The organism is Paenibacillus sp. FSL W7-1332 (assembly GCF_037969785.1).
Taxonomy (GTDB): Bacteria; Bacillota; Bacilli; order Paenibacillales; family Paenibacillaceae; genus Paenibacillus_AQ.
The window spans coordinates 7,270,799-7,286,067 of sequence record NZ_CP150209.1 but is presented as its reverse complement, the minus strand read 5'-3'; the positions used below and the strand labels follow the sequence as shown (position 1 = coordinate 7,286,067).

Below are 15,269 nucleotides of genomic sequence, written 5' to 3'. Positions count from 1 at the left end.
TCCATCATATATAACTGTCCAAGTGGTTCAATTCGGGTAGCGGCCCGCCAGTGGTTTTAACTACCAAATATTCCATCCATCGATTTTCAGAAAGTTTTCGCTTATTTTCGAAATAAAGAGTACACTAGAAGTAAGAAATTAAAAAGTGGATGTGATGAACATGGCAGAAGAACTGATCTTGACCCAGGAGGGCTATGATAAACTCCAGGAAGAACTTGATGACCTCAAGTATGTGAAACGCAAAGAGTTAGCGGAACGGATCAAGCTCGCGATCAGCTATGGTGACTTGAAGGAGAATAGCGAGTACCATTCGGCCAAGAACGACCAGGCGTTTATGGAAACGCGCATCATCATCCTGGAAAAAACACTCAACAACGCCCGGATTGTCGACGCCAATCAAGTGAGCTCGAAAACGGTGAATGTTGGTTCGAATGTCGTTCTGAACGACATCGAGTTTGCGGAGAAGCTTGAATATCAGGTCGTAGGACCGGCAGAAGCCGACGTATTAAACAATAAAGTCTCCTATGAAAGTCCACTTGGTAAAGCGCTAATGGGCAAAGCAGTAGGCGATCAGGTCAACGTGGATGCGCCGATGGGTATCGTTAAGTACGAGCTGCTGGAGATCAAAGCTCTGTAATCGCAGAAGAATCAACGAATATATAAATATAAGGCGTAACCGGGGTGCATTGGCCGGTTACGCCTTTTCAACATGGTTCGTGCCTCGTGTGGCAACGAGAGTTTTGTATCTATCGGGACAGACTAAGCATTAACCGTTACGGCCTTGCGTTCATACATATAACAAGCTGCTCCCAGAATGAATGCGAGTCCCACCAAACCAGCGCCCACCCAAGGCAGGGCCGTTAAGCTTAGATGGGTAATGACCAACCCTCCGATAAAGGCCCCTGCTGCATTTCCGAGATTGCCTGCAGAGTGGGTTGCCGTAGAGGCGAGAGCGGGAGCGGACTGGGCCAGACTCATGACTCGCACCTGCATTCCCGGCATAACGGCGAAAGAGGCAGCTCCCCACAACACGATGGTCAGCACGGCGGTGACCGGGTTATGGATCGTCACGGTGAGGATGGTCAGAATGACAGCTGTCGCAAAATAAACACCCAGAATGGAGGGCAGCAGCTTCCAGTCGGCCAGCCTGCCGCCGATGATATTACCGACGGTTACGCCGATACCGAACAGGATCAGAATCCAGGTGACGCTCGGTTCGGCAAAGCCGGTGATCTTAATCAGCAGCGGCGCGATATAAGTGAAGACGGCGAACAGGCCGGCGTTGCCAAGCGCCCCAATCAGCAGGAAGAGAAGGAGTTGTGGTCTGATAAGGGCTGTAATTTGCTGCGTGATGCTTGACGTTTGTTCCTGCCGTAGCTTCGGAATGAAGATCAGGATGCCGATCAATGCCAATACCCCCATAACGGCAATTGCGGCGAATGAAGCGCGCCAGCCCATCTTCTGGCCGATGAAGGTGCCGATCGGAACTCCGATGATATTGGCTATCGTTAATCCGGCCATCATGATGGATACCGCCCCGGCACGCTTGTCCGGCCGCACGAGGTTCGAAGCAATGACGGCTCCCACGCCGAAGAAAGTACCGTGCGTCAGCGCGGTCAGCATTCGGGCACCCATAAGAACGGCATAGCTTGGAGCAAAGACCGAAATGCCGTTACCCAGAATAAATAGGCCCATGAGCAGCAGGAGCAGCTTTTTTTGCGGTATTTGGTGGGTTAGAACCGTTAGAATAGGGGCTCCTACGGCTACCCCAAGGGCGTACATTGTAATCAGCTGCCCGGCCGATGCAATGCTGACATTCAGGTCATCTGCAACATTCGGGAGTATTCCCATGATGACAAATTCCGTCATGCCAATGGCAAAAGCGCCAACGGTTAAAGACAGTATAGAGATGGGAAAGGGCTCTTTGGCGCCTTTTTTCCCAGAGGCGTGCTGCGATAGTTCCATGGTGTTCAAGTCAACCTTTCTGCTGAGTTTGTTAATAGTATAATCCCAATCTCCATTATCGGTTTTAAAGAGGGACTGTTACATATTATTTAATGTTGCCGGAGGATAATCAAGAACTTTATTTTTTGGGGAAAATGGATACCCTGAAGAGGAAGCCTCTGTTAAGGGAAGCTTGTCCATGATGCAAGAGCTCGAGAGCGCCGCAGGGGCACTCTCTTGATGAACGGGTGGATCACCGGGGTCATTGATCGTACCTGCTGACTTCAGCCCTTGATGATGATAAGGGTTAGTAACAGGTAAACGACTCGATCCTTCTTAAATCGAATCCCGAGAAGACCCATCTTCTTCCCGTCCATCGGAAACCGGCGACTGAGGTGCGGCCGACGAAGGTCGGAAAAAACCAGAAGCCAGGCCCAAATCTCGGCCAAATATAGGTGAAGCGAAACAAACATCCTGTGATCGCTCCCGGGTCAACAGCAAAGACACTGGCCAAAGGTTGTTGGGGGATCGTGGTTGGAGGTGGGGATAAGGGCCCTTGCTGTGGTCCCTGAGGTCCTTGCGGCGGCATAAATGCCATATTGGGTTCACTCCTTAATCGGGTTTATATAGGTTGGCAATTGCTCTTGAAGCTGCAAACTAAGGCAAGCATGGATACAGTCCCCAAATTCTAGGTATACAGCAGCGTAATGACAAGCAATTCGAAGAGAACTAAGGGGAGAATGACATTATTATAGTAACCGGGACCGAAGCCGCGCTGGTTTTCGTACCCGGACAGACTCAAGTACAGAACTCCCTTCTCGCAATGCATAATCGTTCCTTCAAAAACATCACCGTCGAGCGTTTCGACACGAACCAGCTGATTCGCATGCTGCCCGCATAGATGGTGAATATGATCGCGAACCGATTTGATGTTGTGCGTCATGTTGGGTTCGGCTTGATATAAGGTTTGTTCCTGGTGTCCGGAATGTTGAATGCTCATATAAAAAAGACCCCCATCGTTATTAGTCATACCTAGTTTCCATCCTATGCGGATGCCCAGAGAAGGGTGATTTTGAATTTCCCGCATGGGCAAACTAGCAGATTAGTGATACGATTTAGATCAATATATGATTGAGGAAGTGAGCGTTAGTCGTGATCAATATAACCATTCCCAAGGTGGACGTTACCATTACCAAGCAGGCTGCTCCGGAGTTGAGCCACATTTACGGATTTACAGATTTTCACCTGATTCCAAGAGATCGGGGCGGGATCTTCATGTTCTACAACAGCAAGGAGGAACTCCTGTTCGTTGGCAAAGCAAGAAAGCTCAGACCGCGGATCAAGAAGCATTTCGAAGATAGCGTCTCTCCGATCAAGGAGCATCGGGATGAGGTTACAAGAATCGAGGTCTGCGTCATTGAAGACGCCGTTCACAGAGAGATCTATGAGACCTATATCATTAATGAATTCAAGGCCAAATATAATATAGACAAGGTGTTCTTTAAGTAAGGAAGGATAAATGACAAGAAGCAATAGACGTGGTCGAGTAAAAGACCCGCGTTTATTGCTTTTTTTTGTGTTGTGAAAAAAAATCAAAAAATAACTTAAATATTCCTTTACAGGAATATTCCTATCGTGGTATATTGTTATCAGGAAATACGGCACACCAATAAATCAGCAAAAAAAAGAGGTGATGATGGTGACGTGGACAGAGAGAACTGACAATCACCGTACACGCTATAGCAGCGGGTCTGTACCCGTCATCACTACAAGATGGAACTAACAACATTTAACGCTTTGGCCGAACCGAACCGTTTTCGTATTGTGAGTCTCCTGCTGAAGGGTTCTTTAACGGTAGGAGAAATCGCTGAACGTCTTGACATTCGGCAGCCACAAGCCTCCAAGCATCTGAAGGTGCTGCTGGAAGCCGGCTTGGTAGAGGTAAGGGCGGAGGCCAACCGGCGGAGCTACAAGCTGCGGTCGGAGCCGTTTCAGGAATTGGACCATTGGCTTGATAATTACCGGAGCATATGGAACGAGCGCTTTGACAACTTGGATAAATACTTGGAGACACTGCAATCGGAAGGAACAGGTAAGAAACAGGATTAACACCTAATATGAGGAGGAATTTATAATGACAAACCAAATGATTACGCGGGTTGAAGGGCAAGTACTTGTATTGGAACGTGTATTTAATGCACCAAGAGAACTGGTATACAAGGTATTTACGGATGGAGAGCATCTGAAGCAATGGTGGGGGCCTCGCGGATGGGAGGTTACCGTATCCAACATGGATTTCCGTCCAGGCGGCTCGTGGCATTACTGCATGAAGTGTTTGGATAAGAACCAGGGCGATTTCTACGGAATGGAATCCTGGGGCAAATCGGTGTACCAGGAGATCGAAGAGCCGGAGAAAATTGTCCTTATCGATTATTTCTCCGATGCGGAAGGTACCATTGCAGAGGGAATGCCTGCTCCTATTTCTACGATGACCTTTGTGGAGCAGGATGGGAAGACCAAGCTGATCAACCGGGCAGTGTACGATTCTCCGGAGGCTCTTAAAACCGTGCTGGATATGGGGATGGAAGAGGGCGTAACGCAAACCTGGGATCGTCTAGAGGAATACTTGGCAGCCAAACAATAAGTTAATCTCACTTACAATGTTACAAGGTAGAATGAATGGCCGGAATCCGCGTGGATCCCGGTCATTTTTGTGTTATTTATGCATGGAATCCGCTGAATTCCAGTTATCAGTTAACTTGTAACTTGAAAAACCCGAGCTAAAAGTTCAATATAAAGATAATTGAATGATAGATAACGATGTTGACTGCCCGATGGCATGAAACAACGACAACCTTTTTTGCCACGGTTCTGCCTCGCGGCAAAGCATAATAGGAGGAAATTATGATGGAGATTGGGGTTAGCTCGTTCGTAGAGACTTGGCCGGATGTGAAGACAGGCGAAGTGATAAGCCACGCTCAGCGGCTGCGTGAGGTTGTTGAGGAAATCGTCCTGGCTGATCAGGTGGGATTGGATGTATATGGGGTAGGTGAGCATCATCGTAAGGATTATGCGGCATCATCGCCTGCGGTTGTGCTCGCCGCGGCTGCGTCCCAGACGAAGTGGATTCGGCTGACGAGTGCGGTTACGGTGCTGTCCTCCGCTGATCCGGTGCGGGTGTTTCAGGATTTTGCCACCTTGGATGCCATCTCAAACGGGCGTGCCGAGATTATGGCGGGCAGAGGTTCATTCATCGAATCATTCCCGTTATTCGGCTACGATCTGAGCCATTATGATGAGCTGTTCGAGGAGAAGCTGGAGCTGCTGCTCAAAATCCGCGAGTCGGAAAAAGTAACCTGGCAGGGAGGGCATCGCCCTGCGATTCATAACTTAGGCGTCTATCCGCGCCCGGTTCAGAATCCGCTGCCGGTATGGATTGGCAGCGGAGGCAATTCGGAATCGGTTGTGCGCGCTGGCCTGCTCGGTCTGCCGCTGGTACTGGCGATTATCGGCGGAAGTCCCCTGCAGTTCGCGCCGCTGGTTAAGCTGTATAAAGAAGCGGCCGCTCACGCGGGACATGATGTATCAAAGCTGCCGATCGGCTCGCATTCCCATGGATTTATTGCGGAAGATACGGAGATGGCAGCGGACAAGTTCTTCCCATCCACCCAAGCCAGCATGAATGTATTGGGACGGGAGCGGGGCTGGGGATTCTATGACCGCGCAAGATTCGATGCGGCTCGAAGCTTCGAAGGTGCGCTCTATGTCGGAGACCCGGAGACGGTCGCCCAAAAAATCATTCATCTGCGCAAGCATGTGGGCATTACCCGCTTCATGCTTCACGTGCCCGTGGGAACAATGCCTCACGACGAAGTCATGAGAGCCATTGAACGGCTGGGAACCGAAGTCGCCCCTCGGGTGCGCAAGGAAATCGACCGCTGGGAAGCCGCGGGTGAACCTGCGGAGTAAGCTGGAGCACTTTGATTCATATGGAATGGAATTACACGGAACTTTTTTCGGCCCGCATCGTTTATGACATAAACGGACAAGGCGGTGTACACCTTGCGGGTTGCCAGATATTTTGTGCTGTGGTTCGTATTTATATTGCTATTTACCGGTGCGATCGTAGGCATGGAGTATATCGAAGGATATAAGATTGCAACGACGGAATATTACGGCCTTCGTAATTTGGGGTTCGTGTTGGTGATCATCCCGATCTTACTGTCATCGCTCGTATATCCGGTGATCGTGCTTCCGTTATCGTGGCTAATCGGCAGCATGCGATGGGTTAGAGCTTCACTTCTCCTGTATGCTCTGCTGTATGCCGTGATGTGGGCCGGGGTGGGGGGTTCCTGTTCTACGAATGCTATGATGCTCGATTCATACAGGAATATGAACTCCATGTCAGTACCGCCGTTATTCTGTTCGGTACGTTCGGCTTGGTCTACGCATGGATCGAGTGGAGATTATTGCGTAGATCCGTTACGACGGTTTAAAGGTCAAGAGACCGCTTCAGGGCCCAGATGGCTGCCCTGGCGGTCTCTTGTTTTCATTCTCATCACTTTTAAACTGCAACTCGACGGACTCGCTTGCCGGAGGCAGCTCCATGCCTTGTTCCCAGATCAGAATTCGGTCATCGGGCGTTCCCAGGTAGAGGGCCTTGATTTGAACACCATCGCCAAAGCTCTTCTCATAGGCATTCCGCTCTTTAATATCGTTGAAATAGTACATGTTAGAAAGTCCCAGATCCGCGAACTTTTTGGACTTGATAATGGGGCGCTTGGGTGTGATGTACAAATTTCCGTTAGCATCGGAGTGACCGCTAGCCTGATTGACGTTGAAACCGTCGGTCATCTTCACATGATAGACAATGCGTCCATCCTTCAGCTGGCTAATATCGGATACTTGCATAACGCGGGTAGGTACGTTGGTAATGTTCCATTTGAACAGGCCTACATATACCAGGAACAGGAGTCCAACGGCTAGACAAGTGAGCAACAAACCTTTGGTAAACGCGATCCACTTGGTGCGCGACCATTGGGCGGCAACTTGCCGCAATCCGGCTCCCTCATCATGGTTTTGATCAATCGTTTGAGCTGGCAGCGGCATAGGGGAGCTTATGTGGCTTAGCACTTCCCGGCAATCCGGGCAATCGGCCAAATGCTCTTCTACCAGGGCCTTGGTGTCTGCGCTGCACACATGATCATAGTACAAGGGCAGCAAATCCTGAATAATATCACATGAAACTCGGCTCACGGTCGATTCTCCTCCTTGTACAGGCTTTGAATTTTTTGCTTGGCTCGAAAGAAGGTGACTCTTGCCCAGCTCTCGTTTTTTTCGAACAGCTGGCTGATTTCGCCAAAAGACAACTCTCCGAACACCCGCAGCGTGAACACCTCTTTATACGGCTCGTCCATCAAGTGCAGAATCTGGTGGATTCGGAAAGCCTCTGCTTTATCGACGGTTTGCCATTCGATATCCAGACCGCTGCTGTGCTCGACCTGCGAAGCCGGCTCATACCGCTTTTGTTTTTCAAGATAGGAGAAGTATGTATGTTTAGCGATTTGGCAGAGCCAAACGCTTAGTTTGCACGTACCTTGAAACGAATCGATATGCTTCAGCGCTTTGAAAAACGTCTCCTGTGTGAGCTCTTCCGCAACATGCTCATCTCTGCTAAGCGACAGCAGGAACCGATACACGTCTTGAAAGTGCTGATGATAGACCTGGCGCAAATCCGTCACATATTCACCTCCTTGCCTATATGACCGGGTCAGGGCCGATTCGTTACAAGAACTTGAGGAAAAAGTTTAGGCCGGGCGATCTACTCATAGCGGATCCCATTCGATGCCGTCTCCATCGCGTTCCAGTCCAGAATGCGGATGGTCTGTCCGTTTCGCTCCAGGATCCCTTTTTGTACAAAAGCATGCATGACCCTGTTCAAATGCCGGTGTGTGGTACCAAGCAAGCTGGCGATCTCCCCGATATGGTCGGTCTTCAGCTCCATTCCGAAGGAAGGGCTGGATCCCGGCGACATGGTGGACATAAGATAGCTGGCAAACCGGTTCTCGACCGATGCCAACAAATTGACGCGGGAAGCGGTCGTGCACGTCTGGAGTTTGTAGCTCAGGTGATCCAGCAAGGTGGATGTAAAGCGGGCGTTTGTCATTTCATGTTGCTTAATATAGTCAAAGGACAGCCCGATAAAGAGGCATTCGTTAACGGCTTCAATCTGCGATTGGACCGGAACGCTTCGAATCAATTCAATATCCCCGATGATGGAAAAAGGATGGCCAAAGCGCAGAAGAAGCGATTTGCCGGTTTCGATGCTGGAGGTCACTTTAATCTTCCCTTGCACAAGGAACAGAAGGGAATTCATGGCGAAGCCTTCATGCAGGATGATCTCGTCGGGCTCGTATTGCTGCAATGTAAAAGGCACAGGCCTGCTCAGGTCCAGCATGTTCTCGAATTGAAATTGTTCCAGCTTGGCTTTCATCAATGGTGCGTCATGAAGTAGTTTCATGGGTCTTGGGGTTGCTCCTTTCTCTCCTGGACAAATGTCCTTCTCATTATACGATCAACTGCTATGATAAGAGCAATGAGAAGATACAGGAGGGCATGGGCATGAAATTTGTATTCGATCTGGACGGAACGATCTGTTTTAAAGGGCAGCCGGTTTCGGACGAGTTGTTGAAGGCATTGGAGGAGCTAGTGGCCCAAGGGCATGAGGTTATTTTTGCTTCCGCCCGGCCGATTCGCGACTTACTTCCCGTCCTTCATGAGCGCGTTCATCACTACCCGATGATCGGAGGCAACGGTTCGATGGTGTCGGCAGGGGGAAAGCGGGTCTCCACGGCGGGCTTTGACAGCGAGGTGCTTCCGAGCCTTCTTCAGCTGTTAACAACGTATAACGTGAGCTATTTGATCGATGGAGAATGGGACTATGCCTATACGGGTCCGGCAGATCATCCGATTCTGCTGAATTTAGACCCGCACAAGCTGGCCAAGAACGTGGCGCTCCAGGAGCTGAATTCGGTTGTGAAAATATTGATGCTGACCTCGGACCATATGGCGGAAGTCGAGGAGAGGCTGAGACAACTGGATGTCGTTGTTCACGTGCATGGAGGGGAAAATGTGCTGGATATCAGCCCTAAGGGGATACATAAATGGAGCGGGCTTCAGCAGCTGGGTGTGAAGGAGGGCGAGTATGTTGCCTTCGGCAACGATGCCAACGATATTACGATGTTCCAGCATGCGCTGCACGCAGTAATGATCGGTGATCATCCGCTGCTGGCACCGTATTCCTCGGAACACCTTCCGCTGGATCGCGATATCGAGCATGCGATTGCGGAACGGCTGCAGGCGCTCGGGCGTCAATATACTGCAACAAGTGTGTAGGTCCTGTAAGCTCCTTCGGGAAATAGGATCGGCCTATTTTTTGTTAAATGCTTGACAGAGCATACCCGAGTGGAATATGATGGGTTCAATAAATAACAGTAAGTACTGACATTCCTAAGGGGAGAGGGAGGCCTTCATGGAGCATAGTGACAACCTGAGTACGGATGATAAGCTGCTGCTGGCCGCGATCGACCTCATCTCTCGAAAGGGCTACAACGGGGTAACCACGCTGGAAATCGCTACGGCTGCCGGCTTAAGCGAGAAAACCTTGTTTCGTAAATTCGGGAGCAAGCAGAACCTCTTGGAAACAGCCTTTGAGCGCTATCATTATGGTGAAGAAATGACAAAGCTGTTCGAAGAGAAGCTGATAGGAGATTTAAGCGAAGACTTGCTTCTTATCAGCCGGACGTACCATGAGCTGATGATTCGGAATCGGAAGCTGATCACGATCAGCGTGAAGGAGAACGATAACTTACCGGGCCTGCGGGAGATTACCAGCAAACATCCCAAGCAATACATGGATGTATTGACGAAGTATTTTACCGTGATGACCGAGAAGGGCAAAATGATCGCAGGCGATCCGGAGCTGCGGGCCATTTCGTTCATGATGATGAACTTCGGGGCGTTTATGAATGAACTGGACTCGGAGGAACCCTTCTCTTCCGTGACGCTTGATGCCTTTATCGAGGAAAGCGTGCGGATTTTTGCTAGGGCATTAACCCCCTAGTATTTTTTTAAACAGAATGTCAGTAAGTACTGACGGTCATAACTGTTGTATTTCGAATTCACGAAAGAAGCCCAACGAGAGGTGGTTCAGGAGATGGAAACACAGAGATTAATGCGCGTTGTGATGTTCACCTTATGTCTGTCCGCGATGAGCGGCTTGATGTTTAACTTCGTGCTGCCGGATATGCGGGAGGAATTCGGCCTGACGACGGCTCAAGTCAGCTGGGTCAGTTCTTCATATTCCTTGATCTATGGCGTCGGAACGGTCCTATATGGGAAGCTCACGGAACGGATTCAACTTCGAAATCTGATTACGATCGGACTGCTCCTGTTCGCGGTCGGATCGCTGGTCGGCCTGTTCTCGCAAGTGTTCTGGATGGTGCTGGTCAGCAGATGTCTGCAGGCCGTCGGAGCCGCGGCGATTCCGGCAACGGCGATGTTAATTCCGATACGCTACATTGCACCCGAGCGAAGGGGATCGGCTATGGCCACGGCATTCGTGGGATTGTCCATCGGCAGTGCGCTGGGTCCCATCGTGTCTTCACTTGTAGCCAGTATTGCAGATTGGCGCTGGTTATTCTCTATTCCGCTGCTGATCTTAATCACGATTCCTTTATATCGAAAATACTTGAAGGAAGAAGAACTTCAGTCCTCCGGCCAATTCGATTGGCTGGGAGGCGGACTGTTAGCGGCGGCGGTTACCTTTCTCCTGCTCGGCGTCACGAACGGATCCTGGTGGCAGCCTCTTCTTGGGCTGCTGGCAATGGGGCTGCTTATCATGCGTATTCGCACGGCTGCCGTACCGTTCGTAGATCCGGGATTATTCCGGAACAAAAACTATACCCTCCGATTAATCGTGATGTTCATCGTTAGCGGCATCGGGTTCTCCCTGCATTTTCTAAGCCCGTTGTTGCTGTCGGAGGTACAGGGGCTCTCGCCGGGGTGGGTAGGTTTTGTCATGGTACCGGCAGCAATCGCGTCGGCCTTGCTGGGTAAAGCAGGCGGAAGGCTTGCGGATGGGAGGGGGAATACGTATCTCTTCCTTGTGGCCGTCGGATTATTGCTGGCATGCTTTGCGCTGCTGTCTACTTTCATTGGTATATCGCCTGTTCTGATCGCGGTCTTCTTGATTCTCGGACATGTGGGACAGACCTTTGTCATGATTGCATTGTCCAATTCCGTTTCGCTCAGCCTGCACAAGGAACAAGCGGGAGTCGGGATGGGACTGATGCAGATGCTGAATTTTATATCGGCAGGCATGGCCTCGGGCGTGTACGGCAAGATGCTGGATATCCAGTCCGGCATCCACTGGAATCCGGCCCACTTCTACACGGAGGGGAACCTCTATAGCAATATCTACCTAGCTTTGGCTGTGCTGCTGATAGCCATCATGCTGTTCTATTATGTTCAGTTCGGTCAAAGAGAGTCCAAGGGGATTGTGTTGGAAAGCCCAAATTAAGCATTTCATGCAACATCATCATACATTATGGAGGAGATTTATATGACAACAACCTTATTTATCAAAGCCAATAACCGCCAAGGGTCTGTAACGGGAAGACTATATGACTCGTTTCTGGAGAGCTATCGGGTGGCCCATCCGAAGGATACCGTAATTGAAGTGGATCTGTATAAGGAGCATATTCCTTATCTGGATGAAGTGATGATTAACGGGAATTTTAAGTCTGCTATGGGCATGGAACTCACACCGGAAGAAAAGGCTATGAGTGATATAGTCACCAAACATCTGGAGCAGTTCATAGCCGCAGACAAGGTTGTGTTTGCGTTCCCGCTATGGAACCTGACCGTCCCGGCTGTTTTGCATTCGTACCTGGACTACATGCACCATCCGCGCAAAACCTTCCAGTACACGGAGCAAGGGTTGGTGGGGCTCTTATCCGATAAAAAGGCGGCCTTATTGAATGCCAGAGGCGGCGTATATGCGGAAGGAGACACGTCGGAGATGGCGGTAAGCTTCGTTAAGAATCACCTGAACGTATTCGGCATTACGAATGTGACAACCCTTGTGATTGAAGGGCATAATCAATTCCGAGACCGGAGTGAGGAGATCATTGAGCAGGGATTGCGGCAAGCTGCAGAGGCGGCTCAAGGGTTTTGACACCACTCAAGGTGAGACCATTAAATTAAAACTTTTTCAGCTTCTGTGGTCTTTTTTGGACTACAGTCTTAATCAAAATACCCCGCAGGTTGTGTCAGCCTGCGGGGTACTTCTTTTGCATGAGCAGCAGAACTTAAAATGACGGTACTACTTTACGGAAAACGTCATCTCCAGATCTTCAATATAGTGTTTGATAACATTGCCGTCACTGTCTAGTTTGTATGGGCCGGAATTGCCTTCTATAAATTCAGGCTTGTAAGGCTTCAAGGTGATGGATTTTACGTCTTTATCCAATTTTTCCAGAATGAAGTCGTAATACATGTCGTCATTCTTATTGTTCTCGTCCGTGCCTCTTGCGCTTATCATCTCCAGCTTGTTCCCTTGGTCATCCACAAAATCGTAAGAGATGCTTTGATACTCTTCGCGATTTTTCTCATATCCCTTTAAGATCAGCTGCACTCGGGAAGAAGTGGACATAAGTGCCGCCTTCTTGAGCGTCATGGTCATTTTACCCGATGTTTTGGTTACATTCGGCTGCAGCACAACTGGTTTCTCCGCCGATTTTTGGATAGGAATGTTCAATTTAAAAGGTTTTTTGGTTCCTTCCAGATAAACGTTAGCGGTGAGCTTGAACTTGTCTGGCAGAGGCTTAATATTCTTTCCAAGCCAGGAAGCGTCGGATAGCGAGATCTGGATGGCGTCATTGCCCACAGTTCCCCAGCGCAAGTCTGGTCTGTCCGCAAGGGCGTTGCCAAGACTATGGAGAGGCTTGCCGTCAATTAGAACGTCCAAGTTATTGATGGCGCCTTCGGCATAAATCACGTCTTCGAGTTCAGGATCATATTTCCCAGTTATTTCACCGGAAAGCTCTTTTCCGCTCCGTTCAATTATAATTTGAATGTGGTTGCCGTCGTGAATGGCCTTAGTTGCGCTAAGTGTAATTTCCCCTTGAGTCGCGCTAGCAATCACAGCTTGTTTGCTGTTTTCCGTTTTTTGAACTGCCGTTTTGGTGACTGCTGTTTTGGTTGCGGCTGCTTCAGCGTTACCCCAGGCAGCCCCGCCTAACATGGTGGCTGCAAGTGCAGCGGTAGATAGAACTTTATATGCTTTTTTCATAATAATGATCTCCTTGTTTAAATTGTTGTTTTATTTTTTTCTACTATTGCTTGTGATGTACTCCAGCGGTCACTGCTGGCCGTACAGTTTTTTCAGAATGGTCTGATCCACAGGCACCGTGATCTCCAGGTCCTTTAAGTAGGTTTTGACAATCTCACCATGCTTATCGATTTTAAATGGACCGCTTTTCGCCGAAGGATCCTGGTATTCGGGTAGAAACGGCTTTAGCGTGATATAAGCTGGAGCGTCTGCAAAGCGTTCAAACAGCAGCTCATCTCGCTGATGCTTGAGACTGTTATCGTTGAAAGTTCCCATAGCGCCTATCGCACCGAGCACCCGGCCTTGATCATCCGAAACCTCGTATAGCAGGATATTGTTACGGAGGCTTTTTGCTGAGTCTGTCTGCTCGACATTTATTCGAACTACCGTTGTAATCGGCGTAAAGTTAACCTGCTCAAGGGTTAATCTGAGACTACCCCATTCCCTTGACTCTCCTGAAGAGATTACTAATTGCTCGTTGTTCTTGTGGACCGGAATCTTCATGGCAAATGGTTCTTCAATACCATCAAGCGAGATCCTGACCTCTAACTGAAACTGATCGGGGATAGGAACTTTTCCATCGGTCAAGTAGGAGTAATCAAACAGTTCGTACATTACCACATTCGGATCTGATGTCGGTTTGCCGCTCAAACCCAGCTTACCGGGGTAAGATTTGTCATAAATAGACTGGCCGTTGATAAGCACTTCAACATCGTTTATGGAGCCTCTGACTGATTTGTCATCCATTATGCTATCGGCATTCACTATGTCTCCAGCAAATCCTTCACCTTCCCGTTTGACAGCCATGGACAAACGAATACCGTCATATGAGACCTCAGGGATGCTAAGCGTCACTCCTTCATGGGTGACCTTGGCGTCCGTCATAGCTACCAGGCCACGTTCTTCCGCCGTTTGCAGTCCCAGGTCGTCGGTCAATTTGAAAATGCTGCCGATCACCGGTATTTTCTTGAGCGACTCGGCCATGATCGGCGATACATAAGCGCTGCTGATTACCCCGATGAAGGCGGCCGCGGCTATGGCTCCTACAATTCTGCGCACCTTTTTGGAGCGGCGTTTCTGATCGGTCTCGGTCTGCATGGGAAGTTCAGCCAAGGAAGCATAGACCTCATCCTGCCGGCGTCGGATGATTTCCGGAACCGTGGTGTTCCATTGTTTTCCGGCCTCCCGTAGCTCTTTATTCAGATCAATTGGGTTCATAAGACAGCTTCCCCTCCCGAGTATGCTTTACCCGATCCGCTAGGATCCCGCGCGCTCTGTGAAGGCGTGCTCTAACCGCTCCCTCAGAAATATCCAACACGCTTGAGATCTGTTTGATGGGCAAATCTTGAAAATAAAACAAATGGATCACGATGCGAAGCGATTCGTCCAAGCTCTCCACCGCTTCATGAAGATCGAGCTTGTGACTATCTTCGTAATAATCAGCGGACCTTGTCGCTTCAGGCACTTCAGCCATGGTCACGGTTTTTTCCTGATTCCGAAGCAGCTGATTGCATTCATTGATCAAGATCCGGATCACCCAAGTTTTGAAATACTGTGGTTTTTGCAATGTTGCCAAAGATCTATAAGCTTTCAGCGTCGTTTCTTGAAATGCGTCCGCAATATCTTCATCGCGTCTTACAATGGACTTTGCCAAGCGGTACAGCTCGGGTTCCAGCCTCCGGAAGAGCCGGATAAAAGCTTCACGATCTCCCCGCTGTGCTCTCTTGACTTCCAGTTCCATATCTTGCACGATTTCATCTCCTTTTGAGGGCCCTCTATAAGATTAGATGGATTAGCACACTGAAATGTTATATGAGATTCCAAAAAAATAAAAAAAGCAATTTTATAGGTTTAACGGTAAACCGAATTCTATCGATCAACGAGCGAACAACGATGAGGTAGACGCCTCTGCTGACAGGCTAGTCGAGAAAGA

18 protein-coding genes are annotated in these 15,269 nt (G+C 49.4%); 9 read left to right on the top strand and 9 right to left on the bottom strand.

Features of this window, described 5'->3' with window-relative positions; all coding sequences use genetic code 11:
- Positions 1–160 precede the first annotated feature (160 nt).
- Entirely contained in the window at positions 161–637 is a 477-nt protein-coding gene (gene greA / locus MKX98_RS33095; RefSeq protein ID WP_071220557.1) for a transcription elongation factor GreA, read from the top strand.
- Positions 638–759: 122 nt separating this feature from the next.
- On the opposite strand, the gene MKX98_RS33090 is transcribed toward greA, so the two are convergent.
- Positions 760–1,965, bottom strand: coding sequence for an MFS transporter (locus MKX98_RS33090; RefSeq protein ID WP_339220590.1), 1,206 nt, complete (start codon positions 1,963–1,965; stop codon positions 760–762).
- A gap of 667 nt (positions 1,966–2,632) precedes the next feature.
- A complete protein-coding gene (locus MKX98_RS33085) occupies positions 2,633–2,944 on the bottom strand; it encodes a hypothetical protein (protein ID WP_194540142.1) in 312 nt (103 codons plus the stop codon).
- 152 nt (positions 2,945–3,096) lie between these two features.
- On the opposite strand from MKX98_RS33085, the gene MKX98_RS33080 reads away from it, so the two are divergent.
- The 4 genes from MKX98_RS33080 (at position 3,097) to MKX98_RS33065 (ending at position 5,913) form a co-directional block, all read left to right on the top strand.
- Positions 3,097–3,453, top strand: coding sequence for a nucleotide excision repair endonuclease (locus MKX98_RS33080; RefSeq protein ID WP_194540141.1), 357 nt, complete (start codon positions 3,097–3,099; stop codon positions 3,451–3,453).
- A 264-nt stretch (positions 3,454–3,717) separates the two neighbouring features.
- Positions 3,718–4,053 (top strand): metalloregulator ArsR/SmtB family transcription factor, encoded by a 336-nt coding sequence (locus tag MKX98_RS33075; protein ID WP_194540140.1) that lies wholly within the window; start codon positions 3,718–3,720, stop codon positions 4,051–4,053.
- 25 nt (positions 4,054–4,078) lie between these two features.
- Entirely contained in the window at positions 4,079–4,588 is a 510-nt protein-coding gene (locus tag MKX98_RS33070; RefSeq protein ID WP_194540139.1) for an SRPBCC domain-containing protein, read from the top strand.
- Positions 4,589–4,851: 263 nt separating this feature from the next.
- A complete protein-coding gene (locus MKX98_RS33065; RefSeq protein ID WP_339224646.1) occupies positions 4,852–5,913 on the top strand; it encodes an LLM class flavin-dependent oxidoreductase in 1,062 nt (353 codons plus the stop codon).
- 203 nt (positions 5,914–6,116) lie between these two features.
- Here the strand turns inward: MKX98_RS33065 and MKX98_RS33060 are convergent, their stop codons facing one another.
- The 4 genes from MKX98_RS33060 to MKX98_RS33045 all read right to left on the bottom strand — a co-directional run bounded on the left by MKX98_RS33060 (position 6,117) and on the right by MKX98_RS33045 (position 8,464).
- Positions 6,117–6,347, bottom strand: coding sequence for a hypothetical protein (locus MKX98_RS33060; RefSeq protein ID WP_220687150.1), 231 nt, complete (start codon positions 6,345–6,347; stop codon positions 6,117–6,119).
- Between the two features lie 109 nt (positions 6,348–6,456).
- The gene (locus tag MKX98_RS33055; protein WP_220687151.1) at positions 6,457–7,200 is read right to left on the bottom strand and encodes a zf-HC2 domain-containing protein; all 744 of its coding nucleotides are present in this window, start codon (positions 7,198–7,200) and stop codon (positions 6,457–6,459) included.
- Positions 7,197–7,685, bottom strand: coding sequence for an RNA polymerase sigma factor (locus MKX98_RS33050; RefSeq protein WP_194540137.1), 489 nt, complete (start codon positions 7,683–7,685; stop codon positions 7,197–7,199). Before MKX98_RS33050 ends, MKX98_RS33055 begins: the two co-directional genes overlap by 4 nt.
- Positions 7,686–7,765: 80 nt before the next feature.
- The gene (locus tag MKX98_RS33045; RefSeq protein ID WP_220687152.1) at positions 7,766–8,464 is read right to left on the bottom strand and encodes a cyclic nucleotide-binding domain-containing protein; all 699 of its coding nucleotides are present in this window, start codon (positions 8,462–8,464) and stop codon (positions 7,766–7,768) included.
- 101 nt (positions 8,465–8,565) lie between these two features.
- Here MKX98_RS33045 and MKX98_RS33040 point away from each other — a divergent pair, with 101 nt between their 5' ends.
- The 4 genes from MKX98_RS33040 (at position 8,566) to MKX98_RS33025 (ending at position 12,181) form a co-directional block, all read left to right on the top strand.
- Entirely contained in the window at positions 8,566–9,339 is a 774-nt protein-coding gene (locus MKX98_RS33040) for an HAD family hydrolase (RefSeq protein WP_339220585.1), read from the top strand.
- A gap of 136 nt (positions 9,340–9,475) precedes the next feature.
- The gene (locus tag MKX98_RS33035; RefSeq protein ID WP_339220583.1) at positions 9,476–10,066 is read left to right on the top strand and encodes a TetR/AcrR family transcriptional regulator; all 591 of its coding nucleotides are present in this window, start codon (positions 9,476–9,478) and stop codon (positions 10,064–10,066) included.
- Between the two features lie 93 nt (positions 10,067–10,159).
- On the top strand, positions 10,160–11,524 hold the full coding sequence (locus MKX98_RS33030) for an MFS transporter (protein ID WP_220687155.1): 1,365 nt from the start codon (positions 10,160–10,162) through the stop codon (positions 11,522–11,524).
- A 42-nt stretch (positions 11,525–11,566) separates the two neighbouring features.
- The gene (locus tag MKX98_RS33025; RefSeq protein WP_220687156.1) at positions 11,567–12,181 is read left to right on the top strand and encodes an FMN-dependent NADH-azoreductase; all 615 of its coding nucleotides are present in this window, start codon (positions 11,567–11,569) and stop codon (positions 12,179–12,181) included.
- A gap of 147 nt (positions 12,182–12,328) precedes the next feature.
- On the opposite strand, the gene MKX98_RS33020 is transcribed toward MKX98_RS33025, so the two are convergent.
- The 3 genes from MKX98_RS33020 to MKX98_RS33010 form a co-directional block, all read right to left on the bottom strand.
- Positions 12,329–13,297 carry a DUF5643 domain-containing protein gene (locus tag MKX98_RS33020; protein ID WP_194540132.1) on the bottom strand — a complete coding sequence of 323 codons (969 nt, stop codon included), beginning with the start codon at positions 13,295–13,297 and terminating at the stop codon, positions 12,329–12,331.
- A 69-nt stretch (positions 13,298–13,366) separates the two neighbouring features.
- Positions 13,367–14,554, bottom strand: a complete 1,188-nt coding sequence (locus MKX98_RS33015; protein WP_339220581.1) for a DUF4179 domain-containing protein — start codon at positions 14,552–14,554, stop codon at positions 13,367–13,369.
- Positions 14,541–15,077, bottom strand: coding sequence for a sigma-70 family RNA polymerase sigma factor (locus MKX98_RS33010; protein ID WP_233355148.1), 537 nt, complete (start codon positions 15,075–15,077; stop codon positions 14,541–14,543). The genes MKX98_RS33015 and MKX98_RS33010 overlap by 14 nt, the downstream gene beginning before the upstream one ends.
- Positions 15,078–15,269: the final 192 nt, after the last annotated feature.

Excerpts from the sequence above, each read along its gene's own strand:
- MKX98_RS33085 (WP_194540142.1), bottom strand. The coding sequence starts at position 2,944 with ATGAGCATTCAACATTCCGGACACCAGGAACAAACCTTATATCAAGCC.
- MKX98_RS33075 (WP_194540140.1), top strand. The coding sequence starts at position 3,718 with ATGGAACTAACAACATTTAACGCTTTGGCCGAACCGAACCGTTTTCGT.
- MKX98_RS33010 (WP_233355148.1), bottom strand. The coding sequence starts at position 15,077 with ATGGAACTGGAAGTCAAGAGAGCACAGCGGGGAGATCGTGAAGCTTTT.
- MKX98_RS33060 (WP_220687150.1), bottom strand. The coding sequence starts at position 6,347 with ATGGAGTTCATATTCCTGTATGAATCGAGCATCATAGCATTCGTAGAA.
- MKX98_RS33065 (WP_339224646.1), top strand. The coding sequence starts at position 4,852 with ATGGAGATTGGGGTTAGCTCGTTCGTAGAGACTTGGCCGGATGTGAAG.
- MKX98_RS33070 (WP_194540139.1), top strand. The coding sequence starts at position 4,079 with ATGACAAACCAAATGATTACGCGGGTTGAAGGGCAAGTACTTGTATTG.
- MKX98_RS33045 (WP_220687152.1), bottom strand. The coding sequence starts at position 8,464 with ATGAAACTACTTCATGACGCACCATTGATGAAAGCCAAGCTGGAACAA.
- MKX98_RS33090 (WP_339220590.1), bottom strand. The coding sequence starts at position 1,965 with ATGGAACTATCGCAGCACGCCTCTGGGAAAAAAGGCGCCAAAGAGCCC.
- greA (WP_071220557.1), top strand. The coding sequence starts at position 161 with ATGGCAGAAGAACTGATCTTGACCCAGGAGGGCTATGATAAACTCCAG.
- MKX98_RS33020 (WP_194540132.1), bottom strand. The coding sequence starts at position 13,297 with ATGAAAAAAGCATATAAAGTTCTATCTACCGCTGCACTTGCAGCCACC.
- MKX98_RS33015 (WP_339220581.1), bottom strand. The coding sequence starts at position 14,554 with ATGAACCCAATTGATCTGAATAAAGAGCTACGGGAGGCCGGAAAACAA.
- MKX98_RS33030 (WP_220687155.1), top strand. The coding sequence starts at position 10,160 with ATGGAAACACAGAGATTAATGCGCGTTGTGATGTTCACCTTATGTCTG.
- MKX98_RS33025 (WP_220687156.1), top strand. The coding sequence starts at position 11,567 with ATGACAACAACCTTATTTATCAAAGCCAATAACCGCCAAGGGTCTGTA.
- MKX98_RS33040 (WP_339220585.1), top strand. The coding sequence starts at position 8,566 with ATGAAATTTGTATTCGATCTGGACGGAACGATCTGTTTTAAAGGGCAG.
- MKX98_RS33035 (WP_339220583.1), top strand. The coding sequence starts at position 9,476 with ATGGAGCATAGTGACAACCTGAGTACGGATGATAAGCTGCTGCTGGCC.